The 26245-nt window shown below is 64.5% G+C and carries 15 protein-coding genes and 1 pseudogene; 12 read left to right on the top strand and 4 right to left on the bottom strand.

Annotated elements, in window-relative coordinates; translation table 11 throughout:
* Positions 1–95: 95 nt before the first annotated feature.
* The 8 genes from smc to ACTU46_RS01855 all read left to right on the top strand — a co-directional run bounded on the left by smc (position 96) and on the right by ACTU46_RS01855 (position 16992).
* Complete coding sequence (gene smc, locus ACTU46_RS01820; RefSeq protein ID WP_443378370.1) at positions 96–3575, top strand: chromosome segregation protein SMC; 3480 nt, start codon at positions 96–98, stop codon at positions 3573–3575.
* 228 nt (positions 3576–3803) lie between these two features.
* Complete coding sequence (locus ACTU46_RS01825) at positions 3804–7472, top strand: hypothetical protein (protein WP_443378372.1); 3669 nt, start codon at positions 3804–3806, stop codon at positions 7470–7472.
* 62 nt (positions 7473–7534) lie between these two features.
* A complete protein-coding gene (gene ftsY, locus ACTU46_RS01830; protein WP_443378374.1) occupies positions 7535–9526 on the top strand; it encodes a signal recognition particle-docking protein FtsY in 1992 nt (663 codons plus the stop codon).
* A gap of 240 nt (positions 9527–9766) precedes the next feature.
* Positions 9767–11206: an ammonium transporter gene (locus ACTU46_RS01835; protein ID WP_443378376.1), complete on the top strand. Its 1440-nt coding sequence runs from the start codon at positions 9767–9769 to the stop codon at positions 11204–11206.
* 1 nt (position 11207) lies between these two features.
* The gene (locus tag ACTU46_RS01840) at positions 11208–11546 is read left to right on the top strand and encodes a P-II family nitrogen regulator (protein WP_443378378.1); all 339 of its coding nucleotides are present in this window, start codon (positions 11208–11210) and stop codon (positions 11544–11546) included.
* Complete coding sequence (locus tag ACTU46_RS01845) at positions 11533–13716, top strand: [protein-PII] uridylyltransferase (RefSeq protein ID WP_443378380.1); 2184 nt, start codon at positions 11533–11535, stop codon at positions 13714–13716. Before ACTU46_RS01840 ends, ACTU46_RS01845 begins: the two co-directional genes overlap by 14 nt.
* A gap of 53 nt (positions 13717–13769) precedes the next feature.
* Positions 13770–15419, top strand: a complete 1650-nt coding sequence (gene ffh, locus ACTU46_RS01850) for a signal recognition particle protein (RefSeq protein WP_443378382.1) — start codon at positions 13770–13772, stop codon at positions 15417–15419.
* Between the two features lie 130 nt (positions 15420–15549).
* Positions 15550–16992 carry an MFS transporter gene (locus ACTU46_RS01855; RefSeq protein ID WP_443378384.1) on the top strand — a complete coding sequence of 481 codons (1443 nt, stop codon included), beginning with the start codon at positions 15550–15552 and terminating at the stop codon, positions 16990–16992.
* 17 nt (positions 16993–17009) lie between these two features.
* Here ACTU46_RS01855 and ACTU46_RS01860 read toward each other — a convergent pair whose 3' ends face one another.
* Complete coding sequence (locus ACTU46_RS01860; RefSeq protein WP_443378386.1) at positions 17010–17465, bottom strand: ankyrin repeat domain-containing protein; 456 nt, start codon at positions 17463–17465, stop codon at positions 17010–17012.
* 219 nt (positions 17466–17684) lie between these two features.
* On the opposite strand from ACTU46_RS01860, the gene rpsP reads away from it, so the two are divergent.
* Complete coding sequence (gene rpsP / locus ACTU46_RS01865) at positions 17685–18206, top strand: 30S ribosomal protein S16 (RefSeq protein ID WP_443378388.1); 522 nt, start codon at positions 17685–17687, stop codon at positions 18204–18206.
* A gap of 116 nt (positions 18207–18322) precedes the next feature.
* On the opposite strand, the gene ACTU46_RS01870 is transcribed toward rpsP, so the two are convergent.
* On the bottom strand, positions 18323–18982 hold the full coding sequence (locus ACTU46_RS01870) for a DUF4232 domain-containing protein (RefSeq protein WP_443378390.1): 660 nt from the start codon (positions 18980–18982) through the stop codon (positions 18323–18325).
* Between the two features lie 272 nt (positions 18983–19254).
* On the opposite strand from ACTU46_RS01870, the gene rimM reads away from it, so the two are divergent.
* Together rimM and trmD are read left to right on the top strand one after the other, a co-directional pair.
* On the top strand, positions 19255–19764 hold the full coding sequence (gene rimM, locus ACTU46_RS01875) for a ribosome maturation factor RimM (protein ID WP_443378392.1): 510 nt from the start codon (positions 19255–19257) through the stop codon (positions 19762–19764).
* The gene (gene trmD, locus ACTU46_RS01880) at positions 19765–20988 is read left to right on the top strand and encodes a tRNA (guanosine(37)-N1)-methyltransferase TrmD (RefSeq protein ID WP_443378394.1); all 1224 of its coding nucleotides are present in this window, start codon (positions 19765–19767) and stop codon (positions 20986–20988) included.
* 172 nt (positions 20989–21160) lie between these two features.
* Here the strand turns inward: trmD and ACTU46_RS01885 are convergent, their stop codons facing one another.
* Positions 21161–22879: a DUF222 domain-containing protein gene (locus ACTU46_RS01885; protein ID WP_443378396.1), complete on the bottom strand. Its 1719-nt coding sequence runs from the start codon at positions 22877–22879 to the stop codon at positions 21161–21163.
* A 192-nt stretch (positions 22880–23071) separates the two neighbouring features.
* Here ACTU46_RS01885 and ACTU46_RS01890 point away from each other — a divergent pair, with 192 nt between their 5' ends.
* Positions 23072–25417, top strand: a complete 2346-nt coding sequence (locus ACTU46_RS01890) for a Tex family protein (protein WP_443378398.1) — start codon at positions 23072–23074, stop codon at positions 25415–25417.
* Positions 25418–25572: 155 nt separating this feature from the next.
* Here ACTU46_RS01890 and ACTU46_RS01895 read toward each other — a convergent pair.
* Positions 25573–25989, bottom strand: a pseudogene (locus ACTU46_RS01895) (ThiF family adenylyltransferase); the annotation flags it as partial.
* Positions 25990–26245: the final 256 nt, after the last annotated feature.

Here is a 26245-nt window from a genome sequence, read left to right on the forward strand (position 1 = left end):
TGGTGCCGCGATAACAGTGGCTCCCCGCGGCGTCGATAAGCGTTGCCTGGACCGCCTCCCGGGGCCGGTCTGCCGGCGGTGTTAACATCTGCGCAATGCATCTGAAATCGTTGACGCTCAAGGGGTTCAAGTCCTTTGCTTCTTCGACGACCCTGAAGTTCGAGCCGGGCATCTGTGCGGTGGTCGGCCCGAATGGTTCAGGTAAGTCCAATGTGGTGGACGCGCTCGCCTGGGTGATGGGTGAGCACAGTGCGAAGACCCTGCGTGGCGGGAAGATGGAGGATGTCATCTTCGCTGGCGCGGGGGAGCGCAAACCGCTGGGCCGCGCTGAGGTGACGCTGACCATTGACAACTCTGATCAGGCGCTGCCGATCGATTATTCCGAGGTCTCCATCACCCGCCGGATGTTCCGCGACGGGGCCAGTGAATATGAGATCAACGGTTCCAAGGCCCGTCTGATGGACATCCAGGAGCTGCTCTCTGATTCCGGTATCGGCCGGGAGATGCACGTGATTGTGGGGCAGGGGCGGCTGGCGCAGATTCTGGAGTCTAAGCCGGAGGAGCGACGGGCCTACATTGAGGAGGCGGCCGGCGTGCTCAAGCACCGCCGCCGCAAGGAGAAGGCGCAGCGCAAACTCATCGGCATGCAGAATAATCTGGACCGACTGCAGGATCTGACCGGGGAACTCAGCCGCCAACTCAAACCGTTGGCCCGGCAGGCGGAGACCGCGAAGCGAGCCGCCACGGTGCAGGCCGATCTCCGCGATGCCCGCCTGAGACTGGCCGGTGACCAGGTTGTCCGGCTGCACCAGAAATTCCAGGACACCGCCAATCAGGCCAGGCTGTTGCAGGAACAGGTGGAAACGGTCACTGAAAGACTGACAGCTGCCACCGGAAGGGAGCTCGACCTGGAATCCCGGTTGGCGGAGCTGAACCCGAGGGCGGAAGCCGCACAGCAGCTCTGGTTCCACCTCTCCACCCTGGCAGAGCGGGTCGCTGCCACCCTTCGTATCGCCGATGACCGGGCTGCTGATGTCGGCGCAGCGGTCGCCTACAGTGGCCCGGATCCGGCGGAGCTGGAACGGCGTGCCGCTGCCGCGGACCGGGAGCGGGAGACGCTGCTTGCGGAGGTGGAGATGGCCGGCGAAAGGCTCGAGAGCATCCGGGAGGAGGTCGCGGAGCGGGAGACTGCGGCCCGGGAGGCGGAGGCGGAGCACCTGGCACAGGTGCGCGCCCTCGCGGATCGTCGGGAAGGGGTGGTCCGGCTGCTCGCCGCGGAGGAATCCCAGCGTGCCCAGGTCGCTGCGGCCCAGGCTGATATTGAACGTCTGAATGAGGTGCTCGGGGAGACCTTTGAGCGCGCCACGGCCGCTGCGGCGGAAGTGCGTGGGATCCAGGAGACCCGCCAGCAACTCAGGACGGAACGCGCACCCCTGGATACTGAGCACACCCGTGCTACTTCTGAAGCTGCGGCTGCGGAAAGCCGCCTGGAGCAGCTCCGGGAGCAACAGAAGGTCCACGAGCGCAGTATCTACACCTTGCAGTCCCGGATCGAGACCCTGCAGCAGAACCGTCCGGTGACCGATGCTGCGGCACTTCTCGACGCCGCAGAATGGGCATCGCTGGGCACCCTGCTGCACGCCGAGGAAGGCGTGGCAGCCGCTCTGGCGGCGGCGCTGGGAACGCATGCGGAGGCCCTGGCCGGCGAGCTGGGTGAGGGGGTCGTCGCACAGCTGCACGCCGGGGACACCTCCCGTACCGTGCTGCTGTCCAGACGCATGGCCGAGGGGGACTGGCGGATGTCCGCCCAGCTGCCCACGGGGGTCAGCTGGCTGCTGGACCATGTCCGGGTCGATGACTCGGTGACCGGGCCGGTCACCCGGCTGCTTGCTGACGTCGCACTCTGCCCGGACCTCGCCACCGCCCGCGCCCTCGTGCACGAGGACCCGCGCCTGCGCGCGGTGACCCCGGAAGGGCTGCTGCTCGGCGCCGGGTGGATCGAACTCGGCCGGGGAGCCAGCTCCACCGTGGAGGTCACCGCCCAGGTCACCGCCGCCCGGGCTGAGCTGGAGGTGGCCCAGCGGGAATTCGACGAACTTGCCGGCACCCTCGAAGGTGCGCGCCACGCTGCCGAAGACACCCGGATCGATGCCGCCGGGCAGAAAGCCCGCCTACGCGAACATGACAACCACCTGGCGAACCTGGAACGCGATGCCACCCGGCTGGACAAACAACACCGGGTCAATGTCGCGGAGCATGAACGCGCGGCCCAGCGCGTTATCCAATCCGAGGCACGCCGCCGGGAACTCTCGCAGCTGCTGGCCCAGACCCAGGACCGGCTCTCCCGTGTCGAGGACGACCAGAGCCCCACCGAAGAGCCCGCCACCGAGGCGCGCGCGGCAGCAACCTCAGCGCTCTCCCAGATCAGGGCCATGGAAATGGAGGCCCGACTCTCGTTGCGTACCGCCGAGGAGCGCGCCGGGCAGGTGGTGGGGAAAGGGGAGAGCCTGCGGCGACAGGCGGCTCAGGAACGCCAGGCCAAGGCCAGTCATGAACAGGCGATGGAACGTCGTCGGACCCGGACGGAGTTGGCTCAGGCGGTGGCTGCCGGGGCCCGGGATGTGGCCGCGAGGGTCGCTGATGCCACGATCCGGGCCGCGCAGCGGCGCGATGCGCTGGGCGCGGAGAAAACCCAGCTGACTGTACTACTCGGCCGAGCCCGCGATGAGGTCAAGGCTGCCCGGGGGCAGCGGGATCAGCTGACTGATACCGCCCATAACTCCGAGATCGCCCGCAGCCAGGCGCAGGTGCGCATCGATGAATCCGAGGCCAAGATCACCGAGCAGCTGGGGCTGGCGATCAGCGACCTGCTGGCGGAATACACCCCGGGGGAGAACTTCCACCGGGTGGCCGAACAACAGCGGCTGAAGCAGGCAGAAAAGGACCTCTCCGCGCTGGGCAAGGTCAACCCGCTGGCGCTGGAGGAATTCAAGGCGTTGGAGCAGCGCTATGAGTTCCTTTCCACCCAGCTGGCGGATGTGACCGAGGCCCGGGAGGACCTGCGCTCGGTGATCGAGGAGGTGGACAGCCAGATCCTGCAGTTGTTCACCGATGCCTGGCACGATGTCGAGGCGGAGTTCCCCAAGGTGTTCAATACGCTCTTCCCCGGTGGGGAGGGACGGCTGGTGCTCACCGACCCCGAGGAGATGCTCACCACCGGTATTGAGGTGGAGGCCCGGCCCCCAGGGAAGCGGGTCAAGCGGCTCTCGCTGCTTTCTGGTGGTGAGAAGTCGCTGACAGCCATGGCTCTGCTGGTGTCCATCTTCCGGGCGCGGCCCAGCCCCTTCTATGTGATGGATGAGGTGGAGGCTGCCCTCGATGACGTCAACCTCCGGCGACTGCTCGCCCTGTTCGAGGAGCTGCGGCGCGATAGTCAGCTGATTGTGATCACCCACCAGAAGCCGACCATGGACGTGGCCAATGTGCTCTATGGCGTGACGATGCGCGGCGATGGCGTCACCCGGGTGATCAGCCAGCGGATGCAGCCGGCAGCGGCGCTGGTCCCGAGGACCTGAAGTCGCGGGACCTTGCCCCGGCGGAGGCGTCGAAAAGCGGCCCAGGTCAAGGCGCGGGGGCAGATTCCGCACTAGGCTGAGCGTTGATCGGGTGCGGCCCCCGGTGTCGGGGGTCGGGCCAGTACACTCAATCCCTTGACCCATCGCTGTCAGAGAACCGGGGGAACCGACTCTGGCGGCGTCAACCCTGGACCTGAAAGCGTGGATGTGACCACACCATTTGCGGACATGACCGACTCATTGCTCGGCTGGGCTTCCCAGACCGAGCTCAAGCTGACTCAGCGACTGGCGGAGAACCCCTATTTCCCGGAGACCGGTTTCAACACCGATGAGCTTGAACGCCTCGACCGGCTCTTCGGCACCTTCCTCAGCCGGCAGGTTTCCGCGGGGGCGAACCTGGCGGACCTGCTCGAGATCACCCCGGCGATGACCGTGAGCACCCTGGTGTCCCGGGCCAGCCGGATGCTCGACCGGGACGGCTTCTTCCAGGAATACCTGGTGGGTCTGGGTCTGGATGCCAAGGCCTCCTGGGCCGAGGATGTCGCGGTGCGGGTGCCCGAGCTGCTGACCAGGGCCGGGCTGGAGGTACCCGGTGAAGCCGATCCGGTGGACCTGCTGGCCTTCCATGCCGGAGTCACCGGCTCTGAGGTCGCCGGGCTGCTCAGCCTGTTTGACCAGCTGCCCGCGGAGACCACCGGGGAAACCCTGGTGGCGATGCTCGCCGATGACAGCTACCGGCCCCTCATCGCCGATGAGGAGCTTGAGGATGAGGACCAACTGGTGCTGCCGGTGATCGCGGCGGTCGCGATGCTGGCTCCCACCCGTCTGGCAGGTCTGCTCGACGGGGTGCAGGCACTGCGACGCTTCTCGACGTCGCACCCGTCCTCCTGGCTCGACCGTGACCGCTCCCAGCTGGAACCCACCCCGCCGAAGCTCATCGCGGAGGCCATCGAGGCCGAGCTGCGGGAGCGCCCGGTGGGCACCTTGGGTCGCCAGTACACCGTCGGGGTGGCCACCCGTGAGCTGCGCCCACGGCTGATCCTGGATATCGAACGCCGCAAGGTGTGCCTGCGTCTGCCGGAGCAGAAGGTGTCCCAGGATGATGAAGGTGACGGGGGAGAGGTCGCCTGGCGGGTCTCCCTGGAGGGCACCACCCGCATCTTCCGCACGGGCCGACCCTGGGGTGAGCCGACCTACGCGGAAGCGCTCGACGTCGCCGTGGAACACCAGACCCGGGAAGCCACCGTCCAGGACATCACCAACGGCATCTCCTGGGTGGTCCCGCTGGTTGACAATGAGGACCCGGTCCTGATCTTCGCCGCCAACGGCCAGAATCTCAGCGACAAGATCTCCCTGCACCATGCTGAACTGCTGGTGCTCACCCCGGCGGACGCCACCCTCGTTGACGTGGTCACCGGCGATGAGGTTCCCGTGCTCGAGATCTTCGAGGTCCAGGGCTGGAACTCCTGGATCTGCCGCCGCCTCGACACCTCCCGAGTCGCCTCCCTGCAGGTCGTGCGCCCGGGGCAGTCGCCCTCGGCGATGCAGCAGCTGCGCAGTATTGACCCGCGCCAGCGCGTCCGTTTCCGGCACCCCGCCCCGGCGCTGCAGGACATCCGTTCCACCGGTGGTCTCGAGGTCTTCCCGGAATCCCTGATGGCTGAGTTCCCGCCGACCCTCTCGGGTTCCGATGAGATCTGGTACCTGTCCATTTCCGCCTACTCCGGCATCGGTGAAGCCGGCGAAGAGGTCGCTGAGCCGGAGCCGTTGGCGGTCCCGGCAGCCGGTGGTGTCTTCCACATCTTCGACCCGGAGGCCTATGAGGTCCCCTGGGTCGGGGAGTACCTGATTCGGCTGCGTGGCCCCCGGAATGAGTCCTTCCGTCACCGCTACGCCATCGTCGAAGGCATGTACACCCAGACCGATGTCGCCGGGCTGTGCCACTCGGTGCGTATCCCCGCCCAGGGTGGTCTCAGCGAAGCACAGCTGACCGTCGGCCGTGGCGAAAAGACCTTCGAGGTCACTCCGCGCCGCATCAGTGTCGCCCCGGACGCTGCCGGTGCTGATTTCTCCGTGACCACCGAAGAAGGCGACCAGCTGCCGCTGCGCTTCACCCCGCCGCGCCTGGCCTTCGAGGTCCCGCTGCTGAGCTACCCGGCGATGTGGCGCACCACCCGCCTGGAGCTGGCCCCACGCCAGTTTGACCCGGCCGGTCACCTGCGCATCCGCGGCACCGGCCACATGGGTAACCCACGTATCTCCATCATCAACCACCACGGCTCCCCGTTGCGTTCCATCAAGCTGGAAAGCCATGACGGCGGCATCACCTGGACCGCCCCGATGGCCGCCATCGCTGCCTCCACCTCCGTGATGCCCTCCGGCCGACTGCAGTTCGAGTGGACCTGCCTGCGCAGTGACAAACGCGTCACCGTCAATATCGCCGCCATCAACAGCACTCCGCATGCCAGCGCACTCTCGGTGTCCGAGGGGCAGTTGGTTTTCGAGGACCTGGTCCAGGAGCGCCAGCTCGCGGCCTGGATCTGGCCGGAGACCGCCCCCTGGGCCTTCGCCCGCACCATCGCCATCGACGGTGCGGCGACCCCGCTGCCCGAGGCGCTTATCGACGCCGGCCCGCTGCTGGTGCAGCTGCACACCGACGATCCCTTCACCAATCTCCGCCCGCCCTTGCAGCCCGGCGCTGGAGCACTGCGTGCTGAGCAGCCCGGCCACTTCGCCGAGCAGCCCGCCGCCCTGCAGGCACTCTCCGCCTTCCTTTCCGGGGAGACCGAGGAACCGCCGGCTGACCCGCAGGTTCTGCCGGTCCTCTGGGACCACATCGCTGCCTGGACCGTCGCAGATGGGGGAGAAAGCCTGGTCAACCGGAGCAGCATCCAGGCGGTCCTGGAAGCTCAGCCGCAGGCCGCACTGGCCGCACTTTCGGCCTCCCTGGTGCCGGCGGACAAGCAGCCCGGCCGGGTGATCGCCTCCGGTCTGGTCAACATCTCCTTCGGGGTGGCACCCGAGGTGACCGCCGAAGAGTCTTCGGAGGAGCTGACAGCGGAGGATCTTGCCGCTGCGGTTGTCATCGGAGAAGAACCGGAGATTGTGACAGCCCCGGCCGCTCCGGCCGCCCCGGCCGTTCCGGTCATCGGTGATGCTTCCGCTGACTCCCACCGTGCCGCCTGGATTGGTTCGCTGGAATTGCTCGGTCAGCTGCCAGAACTCTTCGCGGCACTGGAAGCAGAGGCAGAGGCAACCGGTAACCCGCGTGAGGCCAAGGCTGTCCTGCGCGCACACCTGGCCACCCTGGAGAAGATCGCCGGTAAGACGCTGATCAACACCCTGGCCACCGGACGTGACTCCACCCTGGATTCCGCCTGCATCGACCAGTCCACCGTGATGATCGCCCAGATGGAGGCCTCCCAGCAGGAAACCCTGCTCAAGATGTTCTTCGCCAACGCTGATATTGTGCCTGGCCCGATCATGGCCGACAGCCCGCGGCTCCTGGCGGTCTTTGAGACCTTCAAGAAGCGGGAGCAGCTGATCGATTTGCTCACCAGCGAAGGCCTCATCAAGCCGGCAGTTTCGCTGCTGCGCGCGCTGCGCAGTTCTAACCGGGGCCTGTACTCTTCGGCCCGCATCCGTTTCGACAAGCTCGACGGCGTGAATACCGAGGATCGTGCGAATGCCTGGGCCCTGGCACCGGTGGTGTCCCTGGTGTTCGCCCTCTCTGCCCGGATGCACGCTCATGGGTTGATGGGTAAATCTCGCACCCTTGACAAGGCGGCACGAGGTTGGGCTCAGCTGGCGGATCTGGTGCCCGATCTGGTCACCGGTGACCTGATTTCCGCGGAAGCGATGGTCCTGGCGGCCAAGTATCCGGGAATTATCGCCTAACTCAGGGAAAAGGTGGCACCCTACGGGTGAGAAATCCTGCCCGGGGTGCCACTATGGGGGATATGAATACCACTGTCCTGATAATCGGCGTCGTCGTTGTCCTGCTGCTGATCCTGATCCTGGTCCTGGTCGGGCTGCAGCGCCGTAAATCCAAGACCGTCAGCTTTGAGAAGCCGGCGGAAGAGGAACCAAAGGAACTGACCCAGCAGGAAAAGTCCGGAAATTATCAGGCCCAGGGCGGATTCAACTTCGCCCCCGCCAAGGCCGCTGAGCCGGAACCTCAGCTGCTGCCCGACCAGGAACTGAAGGCAACCCCGGAGCCACCCGTGATCCAGGCTGCGGCTCCGGCCGCCGCCCAGCCCACACCAGTCAAGGAAACCCCGACAGAAGCTGAAACCCCGCAGCAGCCGGAAGCCGGGCAGACCCGCGCCGCCATGGAAGACACGGCAACGGAGCCCCAGCAGGAATCCCCGGAGACCGCCGAGACGGCGCCGGAGAAGAAGGTGACAGCTGTCGCTGCTGGTGGTGCCGCTGTCGCGGCTGCCGGAGCCGCCGCCGCTGCGGTGTCGGCTGATGCTGAGCCTCAGCCCGCAGAACCGGTGGCGTCGGCGGAACCTGCCAAGAGTACGGCAGATTCCGCCCTTGATACCGAGGCTGAGGCTGGCGATCTGAACATCGCCGAGACCGCCGCCAGGGAAGATACCTACCATGTGGTGGAACAGGCCGAACCGGCGGTTTCCGCTGGAGAGACCACAGTCGAAGAGACCGTGACCGAGACTGAACCGGCGCCGCAGGCTGCTGATACCCCGGAGAGCCCGGCAGTCCCCGCAGCCCCCGTAGTCCCCGCAGTCGAGGAAGCGCCTGAGGAGATCGTCGAGGAGCCTGCCACAGAGCAGGCGGCGCCGGAGATCGAGGCGGCCGAGGCAGCTGCGCCAGTGGTGGTCCCGGCAGTCGAGGAAACCCCGGCGGAGATCCCCGAGCAGCCTGCGGTGGACGTCGAAAAGCCGGAGGTTGAGGCGGTAGCGGCGGCTGCCGCTGCAGCGGTGACCGCCGAGGGCGCGGAAGCTGCGCTGGAGCAGACCCCGGTTCCGAGTGCCCCGGCTGAGCCGGCGCCGGAACCGCAGGATGAGATCGCCCCGGCTGCGGGCCGTATCGGCAAGTTGCGTTCCCGGCTGTCTCGTTCCCAGAACGTCATCGGCCAGGGTGTGCTGGGAATTCTCACCGCCGGTGATCTGGATGAGGATGCCTGGGAGGAGATCGAGGACACCCTGATCATGGCTGATCTGGGAACCGCCGTCACGCTGCGCGTGGTGGAGAGCCTGCGGGAGAAGATCGCCGAGCGTGGGGTCTCCAGCGAGGCTGAGGCCCGCACGATGCTGCGGGAGACCCTGATTGAGGCGGCCCGTCCGGAGCTGGATCGCTCCATCAAGGCGATGCCTTATGAGGGTAAGCCCGCCGTCGTTCTGGTGGTCGGTGTCAACGGCACCGGAAAGACCACCACCACCGGCAAGCTGGCCCGCGTCTTGGTGTCCATGGGGCATAAGGTGTTGCTGGGCGCGGCGGATACGTTCCGTGCCGCCGCGGCCGATCAGCTCGAAACCTGGGGCTCCCGGGTCGGCGCGCGGACCATCCGCGGGGCGGAGGGGGCGGATCCGGCTTCGGTCGCCTTCGATGCTGTGGCGCAGGGTATCGCGGAGCAGGCTGATGTCGTGCTCATTGATACCGCCGGCCGGCTGCACACCGCAACCGGGTTGATGGATCAGCTGGGCAAGGTCAAGCGGGTGGTGGAAAAGAAGGCAACCGTGGATGAGGTGTTGCTGGTCCTCGATGCCACGGTCGGGCAGAACGGCCTGATCCAGGCGCGTACCTTCCGGGAGGTCGTTGATATCACCGGTGTGGTGCTGACCAAGCTGGACGGCACCGCCAAGGGCGGCATCGTTTTCCAGGTGCAGGAGGAGCTCGGCGTTCCTGTGAAGCTCGTCGGCCTGGGCGAGGGCGCGGATCACCTCGCCCCCTTCGAGGTTGAGGGTTTCGTCGACGCTCTGCTCGGCTAACGCTCTCCCTGCTGAACAGCGGCTTTTAGGGGCCCGCGGTGGCCCGGATTCATCCTCCGGGTCGCCGCGGGTTTTGTGTTTGGCCGGGTGGTGGCTCACTCGGGGGTATTCTCCCGAATTTTTATATCTGTTGAGCTATTGAAATGTTTATCTGTCGGTCTATAGTTAGATACCGAGCCGGATCCACAGGGAATCCCCGGACAGTATCGGCTTTGATGAACGCTGAGGAGGCGAAAAACCATGACTGCAGAAGAAACCATGTTGGCCTCGGGAAACGCCAGCTGGATGTTGATGTCCGCCGCACTGGTGTTGCTGATGACACCCGCACTTGCCCTGTTCTATGGGGGTATGTCCCGCCAGAAGTCCGTCCTGAACATGATGATGATGTCCTTCGGAGCCCTCGGTGTGGTCACCGTGGTCTACGTGCTCTGGGGCTGGTCGATGTCCTACGGCAGCCAGTCGCTGGCCGGCATCGTCGCCAACCCGCTGGAGTTCTTTGGACTCCGCAACTCCATCGTTGACGCCTCCGGGAACTACCTCGTGGGTGCCGCGGGCTACGCCAACACCATCGACATCGCCTTCCAGCTCACCTTCGCGGTGATCTCCACGGCCCTGATCTCCGGCGCCCTCGCCGAGCGCGTGAAATTCTCCACCTGGCTGGTCTTCTCCGGCGCCTGGGCCACCCTGGTCTACTTCCCGCTGGCGCACATGGTCTGGGGTGGGGGACTGCTCTCCCACGCCGAGAACAGCCTGGCTGCGATGATCTTCGGCGTCACAGCGGGGGAGGCGGCCATCGCGCCGATCGACTTCGCCGGTGGCACCGTCGTCCACATCTCCGCCGGTACCGCCGCCCTGGTGCTCGCGCTGATCATCGGTAAGCGGAAGTCCTTCCCCAAGCTTCCACACCGTCCCCACAACCTGCCGCTGGTGATGCTCGGCGCAGCTCTGTTGTGGTTCGGCTGGTTCGGTTTCAACGGCGGTTCCGCCTTCGCCGCTGACGGCCTGGCGGGCCTGGCCTGGCTGAACACCACCGCCGCCGCGGCCGCTGCCATGCTGGGGTGGTTGGGCGTCGAAAAGCTTCGCGACGGCCGACCCACCTCCCTCGGGGCAGCTTCCGGTCTCGTCGCCGGCCTGGTGACCATTACCCCGGCCGCCGGCGCGCTGACCCCGCTGACCTCCCTGCTCATCGGTGTCATCGGTGGTGCCCTGGCCTGCCTCGGCGTCGGCCTGAAGTTCCGCTTCGGCTTCGATGATTCCCTCGACGTGGTGGGCGTCCACCTGGTGGCCGGGCTCTGGGGCACCGTCGGGGTGGGCCTGCTGGCCACCGATATCGGCTGGTTCACCGGTGGCGGAATGGCGGGCCTCCAACTCTTCATCATCCAGATCCTGATCGCGGCGGCCGCCATGATCTTCGCCGGGGTGCTCACCGCGATCATCGCCCTGATTCTCAAGGTCACCATGGGTTGGCGCGTCGATGCTGAGTCCGAATTCAACGGTATCGACCTGGATCAGCATCGAGAGTCCGCCTACGACCTCAACGGCATTCAGTCCGCCCGGGCCCTCGCCGTGCCGACGCTGCCGGGTGACGCGCAGGTAAGATCAGCAGGAACAGGCGAAGCCCCGGAGCCGGAAGCCCGGGAGTCGGATGCCGCCTTTGATACGACGAAGCAGGAGATCTGACATGAAGCTTGTCACCGCAGTGGTCAAACCCTTCACCCTCGCTGATATCCGGGAAGCTCTGGATCGCCTGGGCGTCCACGGCATGACCGTCACCGAGACCCAGGGTTTCGGCCAACAGCACGGCCACACCGAGGTGTACCGCGGGGCGGAATACGCCACCGAGTTTGTCCCCAAGGTCAAGGTTGAGATCGTGACCAAGGATGACATGCTCGAAGAGGTGCTCGGCGCGGTGGTCTCCGCCGCCCGCACCGGCAAGATCGGCGACGGCAAGGTGTGGGTCAGTGAAGTCTCCACCGTGATCCGGGTCCGCACCGGGGAACGGGACGATGACGCCATCTGATCCCGTCACCGGGGGTGTTACTCCGGGCTCGGTCGAACCGGCACTGCTTCGTAGGCAGGCCGTGGGCCGGGCCCGGGCCCTTCTGCTTTCCCTGCCGCTGCCCGCCGGCACCGCGCTCGCGGCCACCGGTTCCCTGGCCAGAGGGGAGATGACCCCCTATTCCGATCTGGATCTGATCCTGCTGCACCCGGCCGGCGCGGAGCCTTCGGCCGGGGAGTTGGACGCACTCTGGTATCCGATCTGGGACAAGAAGTTCCGCCTCAACCACGCCGTGCGTACCCCGGCCGAATGTGAGGCGATGATCAGTGCTGATTCCACCGCCGCACTGGCGCTCCTGGAACTGACACACCTGGCGGGATCCGAAGCCCTGACGGCCAGTACCCGGCAGCTGGTGCTGCGGAGCTGGCGTTCCGAGATCTCCCGCAATTTCGACGCCCTGGCGGAGACCGCCATCGCCCGCTGGAACCGCTCCGGCTCAGTGGTCTCGATGACCCACCCGGACCTCAAGCACGGTCGCGGCGGACTCCGCGATATCGCGCTGCTCAAGGCGCTCGCCCTGGGCAACCTCGCCGATGTGCCCGATCTCGGTGCGGAACACGAGCTCCTCCTGGATGTGCGCACCCTGCTCCATCAGGGGGCCCGCCGCAGCCGGGATGTCCTCGACCCGGAATTTGCCGCAGACCTGGCCGGTGACCTCGGTTTCAGTGACCGCTACGCGCTGGCCGCCGCGCTTGCCGACGCCGCCCGCACCATCGACGACGCGGTGAACCGCGCCATGGGCATTGCCCGCGGCGTCGTGACGCGAGGCGCGCTGGGCACGGTATCCCGTCGCCAACCGGGGCTGAGCAACACCCGGACCCCCGGGCTGCGTCGCCCGCTCGACGTCGATGTTGTGGCGGTGGGGGAGTACATCACGCTCAGCCGCGACCCCGACCTCAGCGATCCTGGGCTGCTGCTGCGGGTCTCTTCCGCCGCTGCCCGCACCGGACTACCGGTGGCCAGCTCAGTGTGGAAGGCGCTGCGCGAGTTACCGCCCCTGCCTCCGAAGTGGATGAAGGTGATGGTCGATGACTTCATCGCGACCCTGTCCTCCCCGGAACACACCCAACGCGTGGTCAACACAATGGACCGCGAGGGCCTGTGGATCCGGATCGTGCCCTGGTGGGAGCACATTCGTGGCCGCCTGCCACGGGAACGCAGCCACATCAACACCATCGACCAGCACTCCCTGGTCACCGTGGCGCACTGTGCCTCCGCCTCGGTCACCGTCGCCCGGCCCGACCTGCTGCTGCTCGCCGCCCTCTTCCACGACCTGGGGAAAGGCTATGGCCAACCCCATGAACAGGTCGGTGCCGGTTTCGTCGCCCGCATCGCCTCAGACATGGAATTCAACCACCGGGACCGGGTGTGCCTGCAGACACTGGTGGCTGAGCACACCACCATCGCCAAGCTGGCGGCCCGGCGGGACCCCTACGCCGAGGACACCCTCGATGATCTCCTGACCGCCCTGAACTATGATCTGCTGACGGTGAATCTCCTGGGTGTGCTCACCGAGGCAGACGCCAAGGCCACGGGGCCGGGGGTGTGGAACCGGCAATTGTCCTCAGGCCTGGAGGTACTGCTGCGCCGGGCGCGCCACCGCCTCCACGACCTGCAGCCGCGCAAGCCGATCGTTTTCTCCGGCAGCGAGATAGGGCTGCGCGAAGTCGCCGGGGACCCCGGTGCCGGCGTGGTCAACTGGCGCGGCGACTACCTCCGGGGCAGCATCCGCGCGCTGGCGGCCATCGCCGCGAAATCCTGGAATATTGAGGGGGTGCGCCTGGCACAACGTGAAGACGGGACCTGGCACGGGCTCTTTGAGGTCCGTTCACTGGTCAGCATGCAGCTGGACGCCGAAGGGTTCGTCCAGGCCTACCGCTCTGGAGTGCATTCCACGCTGCCGCTGGTGGTTCCGGGGGCCACCGCACTGTTCTGGACCGGGCGTATTCTGGAGGTGAGAACCCATGACCGGCTGGGAACCATCGGCGCCCTGATTTCGGTGCTCCCCGAGGTGACCTGGTTGACGAGTCAGAAGCTGGGTGCCACGATGTTGGTGCAATGTGCGCTGTCCGGCCACTTCGACCGCGCCAAAGTGGAGCGTGACGTGACCCGGCTACTAGCCACCGGCTAACATGGTGGAGTTATACCAGCAACGCACACAATGGATCCCAGGGGAGTGCACACGTGTTTGAGTCTTTGTCCGATCGGTTGACCGGCGCCCTTAAAGGGCTGCGCGGAAAGGGCAAACTGACTGAGGCGGACATCAACGCCACCGCCCGGGAAATCCGACTGGCCCTGCTAGAGGCCGATGTCTCGCTGATCGTCGTCCGCGGCTTCGTCAAGCGCATCAAGGAACGCGCCGCTGGTGTGGAAGTCTCTGAGGCCCTGAACCCGGCCCAGCAGGTCATCAAGATCGTCAACGAGGAACTCGTCGAGATCCTCGGTGGGCAGACCCGCCGACTGCAGCTGGCCAAGAATCCGCCGACCGTCATCATGCTCGCCGGTCTGCAGGGCGCCGGTAAGACCACCCTGGCCGGCAAGCTGGCCAAGCACCTCACCAATCAGGGGCATACCCCCATGCTGGTGGCCTGTGACCTGCAACGCCCGGGTGCCGTCCAGCAGCTCCAGATCGTCGGTGAGCGCGCCGGGGTCCCCACCTTCGCCCCGGATCCCGGCACCGCCCTCGGCTCCTCCGATCACGAGATGGGCACCTCCCACAGTGATCCCGTCGACGTCGCCCGCCGCGGCATCGAGGAAGCTAAGCGGCTGCAGCACGATATCGTCATCGTCGATACCGCCGGCCGTCTCGGCATCGATGAAACCCTGATGACCCAGGCCCGCGATATCCGCGATGCCGTCAACCCGGACGAAGTGCTCTTCGTCATCGACGCCATGATCGGCCAGGATGCGGTCAACACCGCGCAGGCCTTCCGCGACGGCGTCGACTTCACCGGTGTTGTCCTGACCAAGCTGGACGGTGACGCCCGTGGTGGTGCCGCCCTGTCCATCCGCGAGGTCACCGGCAAGCCGATCATGTACGCCTCCACCGGTGAGAAACTCGATGACTTCGACATCTTCCACCCGGAGCGCATGGCCAGCCGCATCCTGGGCATGGGTGACGTCCTCTCCCTGATCGAGCAGGCCGAAACCGTCCTTGACCACAAGAAGGCCGAGGAGACCGCCGCCAAGCTCGGCAGCGGTGAACTCACCCTCGAGGACTTCCTCGACCAGATGCTGATGATCCGTCGCATGGGCCCGGTGGGCAACCTGCTGAAGATGCTGCCCGGCGGCAAGCAGATGAACGACATGGCCGATATGGTCGACGAGAAGTCGCTGGACCGCATCCAAGCCATCATCCGCGGCATGACCCCGGGTGAGCGAGACAACCCCAAGATCCTCAACGCCTCCCGCCGCAAGCGCATCGCCAATGGCTCCGGTGTCAACGTCTCCGAGGTCAACCAACTCGTGGAGCGTTTCTTCGAGGCCAAGAAGATGATGGGCAAGATGGCCGGACAGTTCGGCATGGGAGGCCCCTCCCGCAGCGCGACCAAGAAGAAGCCCAAGGGACGCAAGGGCAAAGACGGTAAGCGGAGACCGGCGAAGCAGTCCCGCGGTGGCGGAATGACCGGGATGCCCGGCATGGGTGGCGGAATGCCGGGAATGCCCGACATGGCGCAACTCCAGCAGATGCAGAAGCAGATGGAAGCTGGCGGTGGCGGAATGCCGGGCGGTATGCCGGGTCTCGGGGGCGGCCTCCCGGGAATGCCGAAGCTACCCAAGGGGTTGGACAATATCGACCTCGACAACCTCGACTTCGGACAGGGCAAGAAGTAGCACACCCTGTTCCGTCTGAGAACCCCGACTTTGATTCCCCGTGAATCAAAGCCGGGGTTCTGTGTTCCAGTGGTGCGCTACAGTACCGGGATAGAGCGGCCTCATTGGCTTAAAGGAAAGTGGTGGGCACGTGAAACAGCGCCGAAGTGTCGTGGACACCGCCCCGGCTGCCCGAGGGCGAAGCGGGAACAGCGGACTCGATCAGCTCAGCGATCGTGGCCGGAAGATCCTGCTCTACACCTGCTGCATGAGCGTGTTCATCATCAGCATGGACACCTATGCCGTCAACGTGGCTCTTCCCTCAATAGGGGTGGACCTGGCGGCCACCGTCACCCAGCTGCAGTGGGTGGTCAGCGCCTACTCGCTGGCCACCGCAGCTTTCCTGATGCTGGCAGGTTCCGTTGCTGACCGAATCGGGCGGCGAAGGGTCTTCCAATGTGGCCTCACCTTATTTGCCTTGAGTTCGCTGATCAGCTCCTTCGCCCCCAATGCGGAGATCCTCATCGCTGCCAGGGTGATGCAGGGCATCGGTGGTTCCATGCTCAACCCGGTGGCCCTGTCGATCATCACGAATAGCTTCACCGACCCGGAAAAACGTGCCCGGGCGTTGGGGATCTGGAGCGCCACCATCGGAATCTCCATGGCACTGGGCCCGCCGATCGGGGGATTGTTGGTCGATCTGCTCAGCTGGCGGGCGGTGTTCTGGATCAATGTGCCGATAGCTGTCCTTGCCATCATTCTTTCCGCCCGGTTCATTCCGGAATCCAATGCGGCCACCCACCGCCGGCTGGATCCGCCCGGCCAGCTCCTGATGATCCTCTTCCTGGTGGGGGTGAACACCGGCCTGATCCAGGGCGGGGCCCTCGGCTGGTCACATCCGCTGGTACTGGGGTGCTTCGTGATTTCTGCCCTGGCCGTCGGCCTGTTTCTCTGGTGGGAGAACCACACCCCGGAGCCCCTACTGGCACCCTCTTTTTTCCGCTCCCGATCCTTCAGCGCTGCCGTGATCAGTGCGCTGGTGGCCTTCACCTCCACCAGTGGTTTCCTCTTCGTGATCACTCTCTACCTGCAGCAGGCACGTGGATTGACCCCGATGGACGCCGGACTGATGCTCCTTCCCCTGGCGTTGATGATGGCGGTGTGCGCCCCGATCTCCGGGCGGATGGTGGCAGCCTTCGGGCCCGCGCCCCCTCTCATGATCTCCGGCGCGGTGATGTCGGTGGCGGGACTGATGTTTACCATGGTCGAATTAGACACCCCGCTGTGGTATCTGGCGGCGGCCTTCGCGGTCTACGGCATCGGATTCGGCATCGTGAACACCCCGATCACCAATGCGGCGGTTTCTGGACTGCCTAAGGACCAGGCTGGTACCGCAGCGGCCGTCACTTCAACCTCGCGTCAAGTGGGTAACTCCCTGGGTGCCGCCATCTTCGGTTCCCTGGTGGTGGCCCGGCTCGGCTCAGATATCGAGAACTTTGCGACGGCCGCGGGGCCGGTGTGGTGGGCGCTGGCAGGGATGGGTGTGGTCATCGTTCTTGCCGGCTGGTCAGTACGCGCGGTCCGACTGAGCTGATCCCTGGGACGCTGACTTTAGAGCAGGTCCGCCGCACAAACCCCCTGGGCATCGCGTAACCGCGGGTTTGAACCCGCCTGCAGCAGCACCTCGACGATCGCCGAATCTGGCAGGTTTTGCGCGGCCGCCTGCCACAGTGCCGTGCGCTGTGCTTCGTCCACGGCATCAACCGGGGTGCCGGCGGCAAGCAACAGCTCAGCCCCGGCATCATTGCCAGCGATGGCGGCATAGTGCAGCGCGGTGCGGCCGCGGGCGTCGATAAGCGAGGGGTTGGCGCCGGCGGTCAGCAGATGCGCCAGTACCAGCAGGTTGCCCTCAGCCGCGGCGTGCATCAGCACTGTCCGGTCGTGCCGGTCGCGGGCGTTGATGCCGGGTCCGGCCAGGAAGGCGTCCAGTGCAGCCAGATCACAACTGAGGAAGATGGTGTCGATGCGGGATTCGTCAAAGTACCTGATGAGCTCACGGGAAAGCACAGGCTTACTCTACCGCTGAAGGCGATTTCTTTCTGGCCGGGTGAATCGGTATAGTTGTCGAGGTTGTAAGCAAGCTTGTTTACACCGCAATCTTTCCTGCGTAACACCGAATTCGACCCTGGTCGGCCGGTGCGTCACCCGCAGGTTAAATCCAAGGGTTGAACCGGCCCGCCGAAATTGGCGGGTGTCTGAACTGCCCAGTGACCAGAAGGAGCCATCATGGCTGTCAAGATTAAGCTGCAGCGTCTCGGTAAGATCCGTAGCCCGCACTACCGCGTCGTCATCGCCGATTCCCGTACCCGCCGTGACGGCAAGGTCATCGAGAACATCGGCATCTACGAGCCGAAGCAGAACCCCTCCCTGATCCAGATCGACTCCGAGCGCGCACAGCACTGGCTGAACGTCGGCGCACAGCCGACCGAGCCCGTCCTCGCACTGCTCAAGGTCACCGGTGACTGGCAGAAGTACAAGGGCCTCGAGGGTGCCGAGGGTACCCTGAAGTTCGCTGAGCCGAAGACCTCCAAGCTGGACCTGTTCAACGCCGCCCTCTCCGAGGCTAACGACGGCCCGACCCTCGAGGCCATCACCAGCAAGAAGCAGAAGGCCAAGGAAGAGGCCGAAGCTAAGGCTGCTGCCGAGAAGGAAGCTGCTGAGAAGGCTGCTGCCGCTGAGGCAAAGGCTGCCGCTGAGGCTGCTGCTGCTGAAGAGGCTCCGGCCGAGGAAGCTGCCACCGAGGCGTAATTCCTCCCAGAGCTTGACCTTTCGAGGTTGACTCGCTGAAACCGTGACCAGATACTGGTCACGGTTTTTTGCTGTCCGGGGAGGCTACGGGTGTGTTAGCCGGCTGTCAGAGGTCTCTAGGGGATGCTCAGGGGTTTGACCGAAAGAAGGTTCACCGAGTCATTGGTGCACCCCGACATTCCCTCGAGCGGGACAAAGACCGCGACAGTATTTTCCGGCGGGTAGATCCGGAAGCCATCGACCGGCACCAGGGAACCACAATGGTCCGGATCATAGTTCTCCGCCCGGCTGACCCGAACCTCAGCGGTCGCCGTCTCGCCGGGATCTACGCTGAGGAGCTCGGCGGCTGTGCCTAGTTCGCGGACCGCTGGAGCCCCGATCTGGGTGCCGTTCTGATGCCCGACGAAACTCACCCCGGGGAATCCCCGCAGATCACAGGGGCGGTCGGAATGGTTATTGAAACCCAGGGTGTAGATCACGCTGCCCGCCGCGCCCTGCTGTGTCAGGACCGAAACTGTCAGCGCGTCACTGAGACAGTTGGCGTGCCGGGAAGAACTGTCGGCAGCTGGGGGAGTCGTGCTTTCCGGGGTGTCGGGGGTGGGGTTTTCGGCGGACTCGGTGGCTGGATCTGTGCCGGCGATGGTCACCGTTGTCGGGGCATCACCCGGATCCGTGCCAGCGGGTCCGGTCTCAGAGCAGGCGCCCATCGCCGCCACCGCACAACCGATCCCGAAGAGGGCGATCGACCTTCGAGTGATTGATGTGAGGTGTGACATAACTCGACGTTAGCCCGAAGGGGTGTCCCCAGGAAGGCTGATAATCAAGGGTATCTTCGATTGTGACCTCACCGTGTTGCAGCTGTGGCCTGGCTTGAGGGAACAGACTCTGCGCTGTGAGGGGGTGTGCGGGCAGGTGGTCTGGGTGGGGAGTTCCCCTTCAGGAGCTTGAAACCTGGCCATTCTCCGACCGGAAATGTGGCGTTGCCGCGTTGTCTTCTCCGTGATGACTGTGTGGATGTCTGGGAGGTGGACCGAGGACGCTAGACTCAATGACCATGGAATTGATGATCGGACGCGTGGTTAAATCCCACGGGATCAGGGGAGAAGTGACCGTCGAGGTCACCACCGACGAGCCGGAGATCCGCTACGCGGTGGGCGAGGTTCTTGAGGGGCGTCAGGGGAAGAAACAGCACTCCCTGACGGTGAAAACTGCCCGGGTGCACCAAGGGCGCCTCCTGATCAAATTTGAGGAGATCCCGGACCGCAACGCCGCAGATTCCTTGCGTGGGACCCAGTTCTTCGCCGAACCCCTGGAGCGCGCCGAGGAGGAAGACGGCTACTACGACCATGAGCTGACCGGCCTTAAGGTCATTCACGAGGGTGCCGAGATCGGCGAGGTCACCGGGGTGATGCATGGTCCGGCCGGGGAAACCCTCGAGGTCAAGCTCAGCGCCGGCAATGAGGTGCTCATTCCCTTCGTGCACGCGATTGTCCCGGAAGTTGATCTCGCCGCAGGGACCTGCACGATCACCCCGCCAGACGGACTCCTGGAGCTCTAGATGCGTCTTGATGTTCTCACCATCTTTCCCGAATACCTGCAGCCCCTGCGTCATGCATTGCTGGGCAAGGCCATCGAGGAGGGGAAACTGAGCGTCGGTGTCCACGATCTCCGCCAGTGGGCCACTGACGTCCACAAGTCGGTGGATGACTCACCATTTGGTGGGGGTCCAGGCATGGTCATGAAGGCTTCGGTATGGGGGCCCGCGCTAGACGACGCCGCCGCCGGTACCGGGCCCGTCGCTGCCGCCGCTGCCCTGGAAAGTTCGACCGCCCACCAGGCCAAACCCCGCCATGATGATGTCGAGGGGGTCGCGAAGCGCAGCTATCTCGCTTCCGAATCCCCGGAGGAGAATCCTGATCTGCCGCTGCTGATCGTGCCGACCCCGGCGGGCCGCCCGTTCACCCAATCGGATGCCCAGGCCTGGTCCAACGAAGAGCACATCGTCTTCGCCTGCGGACGTTATGAAGGCATTGACCAGCGGGTGATCGAGGACGCCGCGAATCGGTACCGGGTTCGTGAGGTATCGATCGGTGATTATGTTCTCATCGGCGGCGAAGTCGCGGTCCTGGTGATCGCCGAAGCCATCGTCCGCCTGATCCCCGGTGTGCTGGGCAATCAGCGCAGCCACGAGGAAGACAGCTTCTCCGATGGACTGCTCGAAGGACCGAGCTTCACCAAACCCCGGGAATGGCGCGGCCGGGAGGTTCCCGAGGTTCTATTCTCCGGCAACCATGGGGCGATTGAACAGTGGCGCCGAACCCAGTCGCTGCTGCGTACCCAGTTAGTCCGGCCGGAATTGCTGGATCAGGCGCAGCTGAGCGACTGGGACCGCCGCCAACTGGCGATGCGGGAGGTGTCCACCGATCTCAACATTTTGATCACACCCGCCGACTGGGACCGGGCGATCACCAAAATGCCGAAGAAGCTGCGCAAGGCTGGCTTCACTGCCTCTGATATTCATGCCCAGCTGGTTGATCTGACCTGCGAGCCGGACAATATGCTGGTCTCCCAGTTTGAGCAGATCGAAGGGCATGTCCCAGTGGTGGAAGCACTGCATCGGGTGGTGGTCAATGGAGATTCCCACCTTGCACTCAAAGAGTTAACCCAGGTTGTGGTCAGGTCGCTGCCCCAGGGAATCTACTGGTATGGCACCTCCTTGGAGGGGTATAGCGAGCCAGGGGTTTCGGCTTCCTGCGCGTGGCAGGACCCCTCAGCAAGTTAAGGGCGACCCATGGGCGACCCCGGGGCGGCTCGGACGAGGTTCAGGCGAGGTTCGGAAGAGACGCGAGGGTTGCCGATTACTCCCTGATTAACGCTGAGCCGTTTTCACCGGTCCACTGCCTCCGAGGTGCTGCGGTGGCGGAAAGTTTTGGCGCGCAGTTGATCAGGGTCGGTCAGCTGGCTCGGCGTAGGGGGAACAACGGTGGTTGCTCCGGACCTGGATCGGATGTTTTCTCCTTGACCTGGGTGGGGCCCGGGCGAGGCTGCTGTTTCATCGGAGTGGAACTGTGGTCGGGCGAGGTCGCCGGAGTCTCATCCAGGGAATCGCCGGTGGTGTTTGATGGGCGGCCTTCTTCCGCAGTGCTCCTGGTGTTCCGGGGGGATTCTGATTGCTCGCTGGGCCATGGTTGGTTGCGGATTTTCGCTCCGCCGGAGTGTTCCTGCCGGTCAGTGTTGTTGAGTTCTACCGCTGGGTGTGGATTCCCGGGTCTGGGTGGTGGCCGGTATCCGACCCGTCCGGTCTCCGGATCCCGTTCTGCGTGGCCTCGAGCGCCACGGCCATTCCGGTAGTCGTTGTTGTCGCCGTGGTGCGGGCGGCAGAGGACCGCCAGGTTCCAGATATCGGTGCCTCCGCCCCGCTGCCAGGGAATCAGGTGGTGGATTTCGCAATTGCAGAAGGGTTGGGTGCAGTCGGGGTTGGTACAGACCAACTGCGATGCCAATAGTGCGATGCGCTGTTCGACGGTGGCCAGCCGTTCGGTGCGGGCGACGTGGAGCGGATCGCCGGTGTTGGGGTCATGGACGACTGCAAAATTGTACTTGGTGGCCCCCAGGCGGAGGATGTCTGCCGGAGTGAGCATGGCGTTGGTGTTGGTGGGGTAGCGGTGGTCAGCGCTCGGATCCGCCAGATTGTCAATGTCTTTGGCAGACATGCTGATTACGATGGTGCCGATGCCGGTGCGGTTGATTTTCTCGGCGCTGTGGTTGCCCAGGATCACGCTCAGCGCATCGTGGCGCCGCTGTGGCAGGGTGCGGGTGTCCTTGACGGTGGGGTCATCGACAAGATGGCCTGGTCGGGCGGCGGGAGCCAGAGCTGTCTCCAGGAGTGCGAGGGTATCGGCGCTGACATAGCCGTAGATGTTCGCGCCGCCGTCGCTGTCCGGGCGACTGATCTTCAGCTCCCGCTTCTTCCATGCCGCCAGCGGATCTTTGGTGGCGGTGTTGGCCTGGTTGACGCGGGTGCGTACCCACTCCCTGAGATCCTCTGGGCTGCGGGTATTGGCTTGGATCACCGCTCGGGCGTAGATTTCATTGCGGCTGAGGCGAGCATCGGAGTTGAGCTTCTCCAGCTCACGGTCGATGATGGCGAGCTTTTCCTGGCTGATGCGGCTATCGCGGGAGTTCTCCCGGGATGTGGCACGGGTGGCTTCCTCTTGTTTGAGGCGCTCTGATTCGGCACGCCGGCGCTGCTGCTCGTCCTTTCGTTGTGCTTCTTCTCTACGGCGTTGTTCATCGGCAGAATCCTGCGCCGACGATGACTGATTTTCCGCCTCGGGGGAGGCCTCAGGAACTGTCGGTTCTGGGATCGTGACTTTTCCGTGATTCTGGTGGCCCAAGCGTAGGCGGGCATTGGCCTGGTTGTAGGAGAGGCCAAGTTCTTTGATCAGATAGTCGATGGTGCGGGAGGAACCGACGCGATCGCCAGCGTTGGCTTGGTCGGCGGCATAGGCGATCGCGGCATCAATACCTGCCTTGAGATTGAGTGCTCGTTCAAGAGCCGGAAGGGAGTCGGCATTGGCGGTGAAAGTGGCCGCATCGGGGTTGGCGAAGATGTCTGCAATGGCGCTCAAGTGGGTTTCGACTGCTGCGACGTACTCTTTGATCAGTGGCATGATCCTGCTCCCCTTCCCTTAACTTTCCCGTTGGATACCTGCAGCATATATCCAAACATCGAACGTATGAACTAATTCCAGGTGAACATTATAGAACGAACATTCGAATAAATATTGGATTCCCGCTGACCGGAGGGTCATTCAGTGGATCAGTACGAGCCGGATACCGCAGCCTTCGCTACAGTTGCAGGAATGTCAGCTATCTCGATTTCCCGCACGATTGCCCGTGAACTAGGAGTCCGGGAGGAACAGGTTATCGCCGCCTGCAAACTCCTGGATGAGGGCAATACCGTGCCCTTCATCGCCCGTTACCGCAAGGAAGTCACCGGCGGACTCGATGACACCCAGCTGCGACAGCTGGAGGAGCGACAAAGTTATCTGAAGGAGCTGGCGGAGCGGAAAGCCTCGATCCTGGCGGCGATCGAGGAACAGGGAAAACTCACTGATGCGCTGCGTTCCCTGATCCAGGGTTGTGAAACCAAGGCACGTCTCGAGGATCTCTATCTGCCCTTCAAGAAGCGCCGCAAAACCAAGGCTGATACCGCCCGGGAAGCCGGCCTGGAACCATTATTGGATCAGCTCATCGGCAATCCTGCCCTTGATCCGGGGAATGTCGCTCAACGCTTCACCACCGAGGGTTTCGAGGACACCAAGAAGGCCCTTGAGGGTGCTCGGGCGATTCTCATCGACCGCTTCGCCACTGATGCTGACCTGGTCGGCGAGGTGCGCGAACAGATGTATGAACGCGGCACCATGGCCGCGGGCGTCGTGACGGGCAAGGAGCAGGAGGGTGCTAAGTTCAAGGACTATTTCGAGTTCGCGGAGCCCTTCACCAAACTGCCCAGTCACCGCATTTTGGCGCTGCTCCGGGGTGAGAATGAGGGCGTCCTGCGACTGAACCTCGACGCCGGAGCGGACGATCTCTATGAGGGGATCATTACTGCCCGCTTCGAACTGGATACCCATACCTCCGCCTGGCTCGCCGATGCTGTGCGGTGGGGTTGGCGCACCAAGCTTTATGTCTCCTCAGGTCTGGACGTGCGCATGCGGCTGCGGGAGAAAGCGGAGGAGGGCGCTCTGGAGATCTTCGCCACCAACCTCCGGGACGTCCTGCTGGCAGCGCCGGCGGGCCAGCGCGCCACCATTGGACTCGATCCCGGATATCGCAATGGCGTGAAGGTGGCGGTGGTTGATTCGACCGGTAAGGCGCTGGACACCACCGTCGTCTACCCGCATCAGCCGCAGAACCGCTGGCAGGATGCGGTGCAGGAGCTCGCTGGTCTGTGTGCCACCCACTCGGTGGATTTGATGGCGGTGGGCAACGGTACGGCTTCCCGGGAGACGGAGAAGCTCAGCCAGGAGATCGCGGACCTGATCAAACAAGCCGGCGGCAAGCGTCCCACCCCGGTGGTGGTCTCTGAGTCGGGGGCTTCGGTGTACTCGGCCTCTGAGATTGCCGCCGCAGAATTCCCGGACATGGACGTGTCATTGCGAGGTGCGGTATCCATCGCCCGTCGGCTGCAGGATCCGCTGGCGGAGCTGGTGAAAGTTGACCCCAAGTCCATCGGTGTGGGGCAGTACCAGCACGATGTGAACCAGCATGCGTTGGCAAAGACCCTGGACACCGTGGTGGAGGACGCTGTGAACGCTGTCGGAGTTGACCTGAACACCGCCTCGGCACCGCTGCTGACCAGGGTCGCCGGTGTTAGCTCCACGCTGGCGGCGAATATTGTCGCCCACCGTGATGAGCATGGTCGGTTCAATAGTCGGAAGGAACTGGGTAAGGTACCACGGCTGGGGCCCAAGGCATTCCAGCAGTGTGCTGGTTTCCTGCGGATCAGCGGTGGCAAGGATCCGCTGGATGCTTCCGCCGTTCACCCTGAGGCCTATCCGGTGGTTCGACAGATCACCGCTGCCACCGGTCTGGGCATCGCCGAACTCATCGGTAATACACGTGTACTAGAAAGTCTTGATCCCCGGGACTTCGCCGATGAAACCTTCGGGGTTCCCACCGTCACCGACATCATCGCCGAACTGGACAAGCCGGGCCGGGACCCCCGCCCGGAGTTCAAGACCGCCTCATTCAAGGAGGGCGTCGAGAAGCTCTCTGACCTCACCCCGGGCATGATCCTGGAAGGGACCGTCACCAACGTCGCGGCATTCGGCGCCTTTGTGGATGTGGGGGTCCATCAGGATGGCCTGGTCCACGTCTCGGCGATGGCGGAGAAATTCATCGCCGACCCACATGAGGTGGTCCGGTCCGGGCAGGTGGTGAAGGTCAAGGTCATGGAGGTCGATGCGGAACGCAAGCGCATCGGCCTGACCCTGCGCCTCAGCGACGAACCAGGTGCTCCTGCACCGAAGAAGCAGCCGCGTAACGACGCCCCGAAGAAGCAGCCGCAGCAGCGGGTTCAGCCGGGCAGCGCCGGACGAAAGTCCGCCGGGCAAAAAGCAGGTGGTCAGCGTGGTCGCCAGGCAGGCGGCGATAACAGTGGCTCTCTGGCAGATGCGCTCAAGCGCGCCGGGTTCGGTAACTAGGACCGCAGCTCAGCCTTATCTACTACATTGACTCCACCGGGCAGGCTGCGCAGCTCAACACCGAATTGCGCAGCCTGGTCGGACCACTGTGTCACGCAGTTGTCACTGCGCATTCCGGAGGCACAGTGGACCACCGCCGTCTGGTGGACGGCGTCGATCTCGGCGGCGTCGGCGGCCAGATATTTGGTGGCGAAGGTATCTGAACCGTCACTCACCAGATCTACGGATTCAAATAGAGACTGGGCGTTGTGGCTGTTCAGTCGCGGCTGAAGCTGGTGCAGCCGTTCAGCAGCCACCTCCATCTTGGGGAGATCTCGGCCAGCCACCCCGAAATGGATCTGGCGGTGGGTATTGCTCAGGTCCACGGTGTCATCATCGATGACGCTGAGGTGTCCGACACCCACCGCGGCCAATGACTGCATGATCGGGCAGCCCAAGCCACCTGCCCCGATCACCAGGACGTGGGCACGTGCCAAGTGGTTCTGCTGTTCCCGCCCGAATCCGGGAATCGCCAGTTGCCGGGCGATGCGATGGAGCTCGGTTGCGGATAATTCCTCCGGTACCTTCCTCACCGCACCTGTTCCGCCCAGCTGGCCATCCCCGTGAAACTGGAAGGTGCCCTCGGGCAGGGGAGCCTCGGGCGGACCTCGCTTCCTCCGCTGGTGCTAGCCAGATAAGTTCAAACGGTCCGCGCGGCAGCAGCGCCATCTCAGCCCGATGCCTCGGGCACCCGTGGGGGTTGAGACACCGGGTAGGCCAGCACACACCGGGAGTGTCAAGAAGTCGTCCGACATGGGGGTGAGGTCCGCTGGCGCTAAATTTTCTCCC

Origin of the sequence: Corynebacterium sp. A21, assembly GCF_052266655.1 — a bacterium.
Lineage (GTDB): Bacteria > Actinomycetota > Actinomycetes > Mycobacteriales > Mycobacteriaceae > Corynebacterium.

Excerpts from the sequence above, each read along its gene's own strand:
- smc (WP_443378370.1), top strand. The coding sequence starts at position 96 with ATGCATCTGAAATCGTTGACGCTCAAGGGGTTCAAGTCCTTTGCTTCT.
- ACTU46_RS01825 (WP_443378372.1), top strand. The coding sequence starts at position 3,804 with ATGACCGACTCATTGCTCGGCTGGGCTTCCCAGACCGAGCTCAAGCTG.
- ftsY (WP_443378374.1), top strand. The coding sequence starts at position 7,535 with ATGAATACCACTGTCCTGATAATCGGCGTCGTCGTTGTCCTGCTGCTG.
- ACTU46_RS01835 (WP_443378376.1), top strand. The coding sequence starts at position 9,767 with ATGACTGCAGAAGAAACCATGTTGGCCTCGGGAAACGCCAGCTGGATG.
- ACTU46_RS01840 (WP_443378378.1), top strand. The coding sequence starts at position 11,208 with ATGAAGCTTGTCACCGCAGTGGTCAAACCCTTCACCCTCGCTGATATC.
- ACTU46_RS01845 (WP_443378380.1), top strand. The coding sequence starts at position 11,533 with ATGACGCCATCTGATCCCGTCACCGGGGGTGTTACTCCGGGCTCGGTC.
- rpsP (WP_443378388.1), top strand. The coding sequence starts at position 17,685 with ATGGCTGTCAAGATTAAGCTGCAGCGTCTCGGTAAGATCCGTAGCCCG.
- ACTU46_RS01870 (WP_443378390.1), bottom strand. The coding sequence starts at position 18,982 with ATGTCACACCTCACATCAATCACTCGAAGGTCGATCGCCCTCTTCGGG.
- rimM (WP_443378392.1), top strand. The coding sequence starts at position 19,255 with ATGACCATGGAATTGATGATCGGACGCGTGGTTAAATCCCACGGGATC.
- trmD (WP_443378394.1), top strand. The coding sequence starts at position 19,765 with ATGCGTCTTGATGTTCTCACCATCTTTCCCGAATACCTGCAGCCCCTG.
- ACTU46_RS01885 (WP_443378396.1), bottom strand. The coding sequence starts at position 22,879 with ATGCCACTGATCAAAGAGTACGTCGCAGCAGTCGAAACCCACTTGAGC.
- ACTU46_RS01890 (WP_443378398.1), top strand. The coding sequence starts at position 23,072 with ATGTCAGCTATCTCGATTTCCCGCACGATTGCCCGTGAACTAGGAGTC.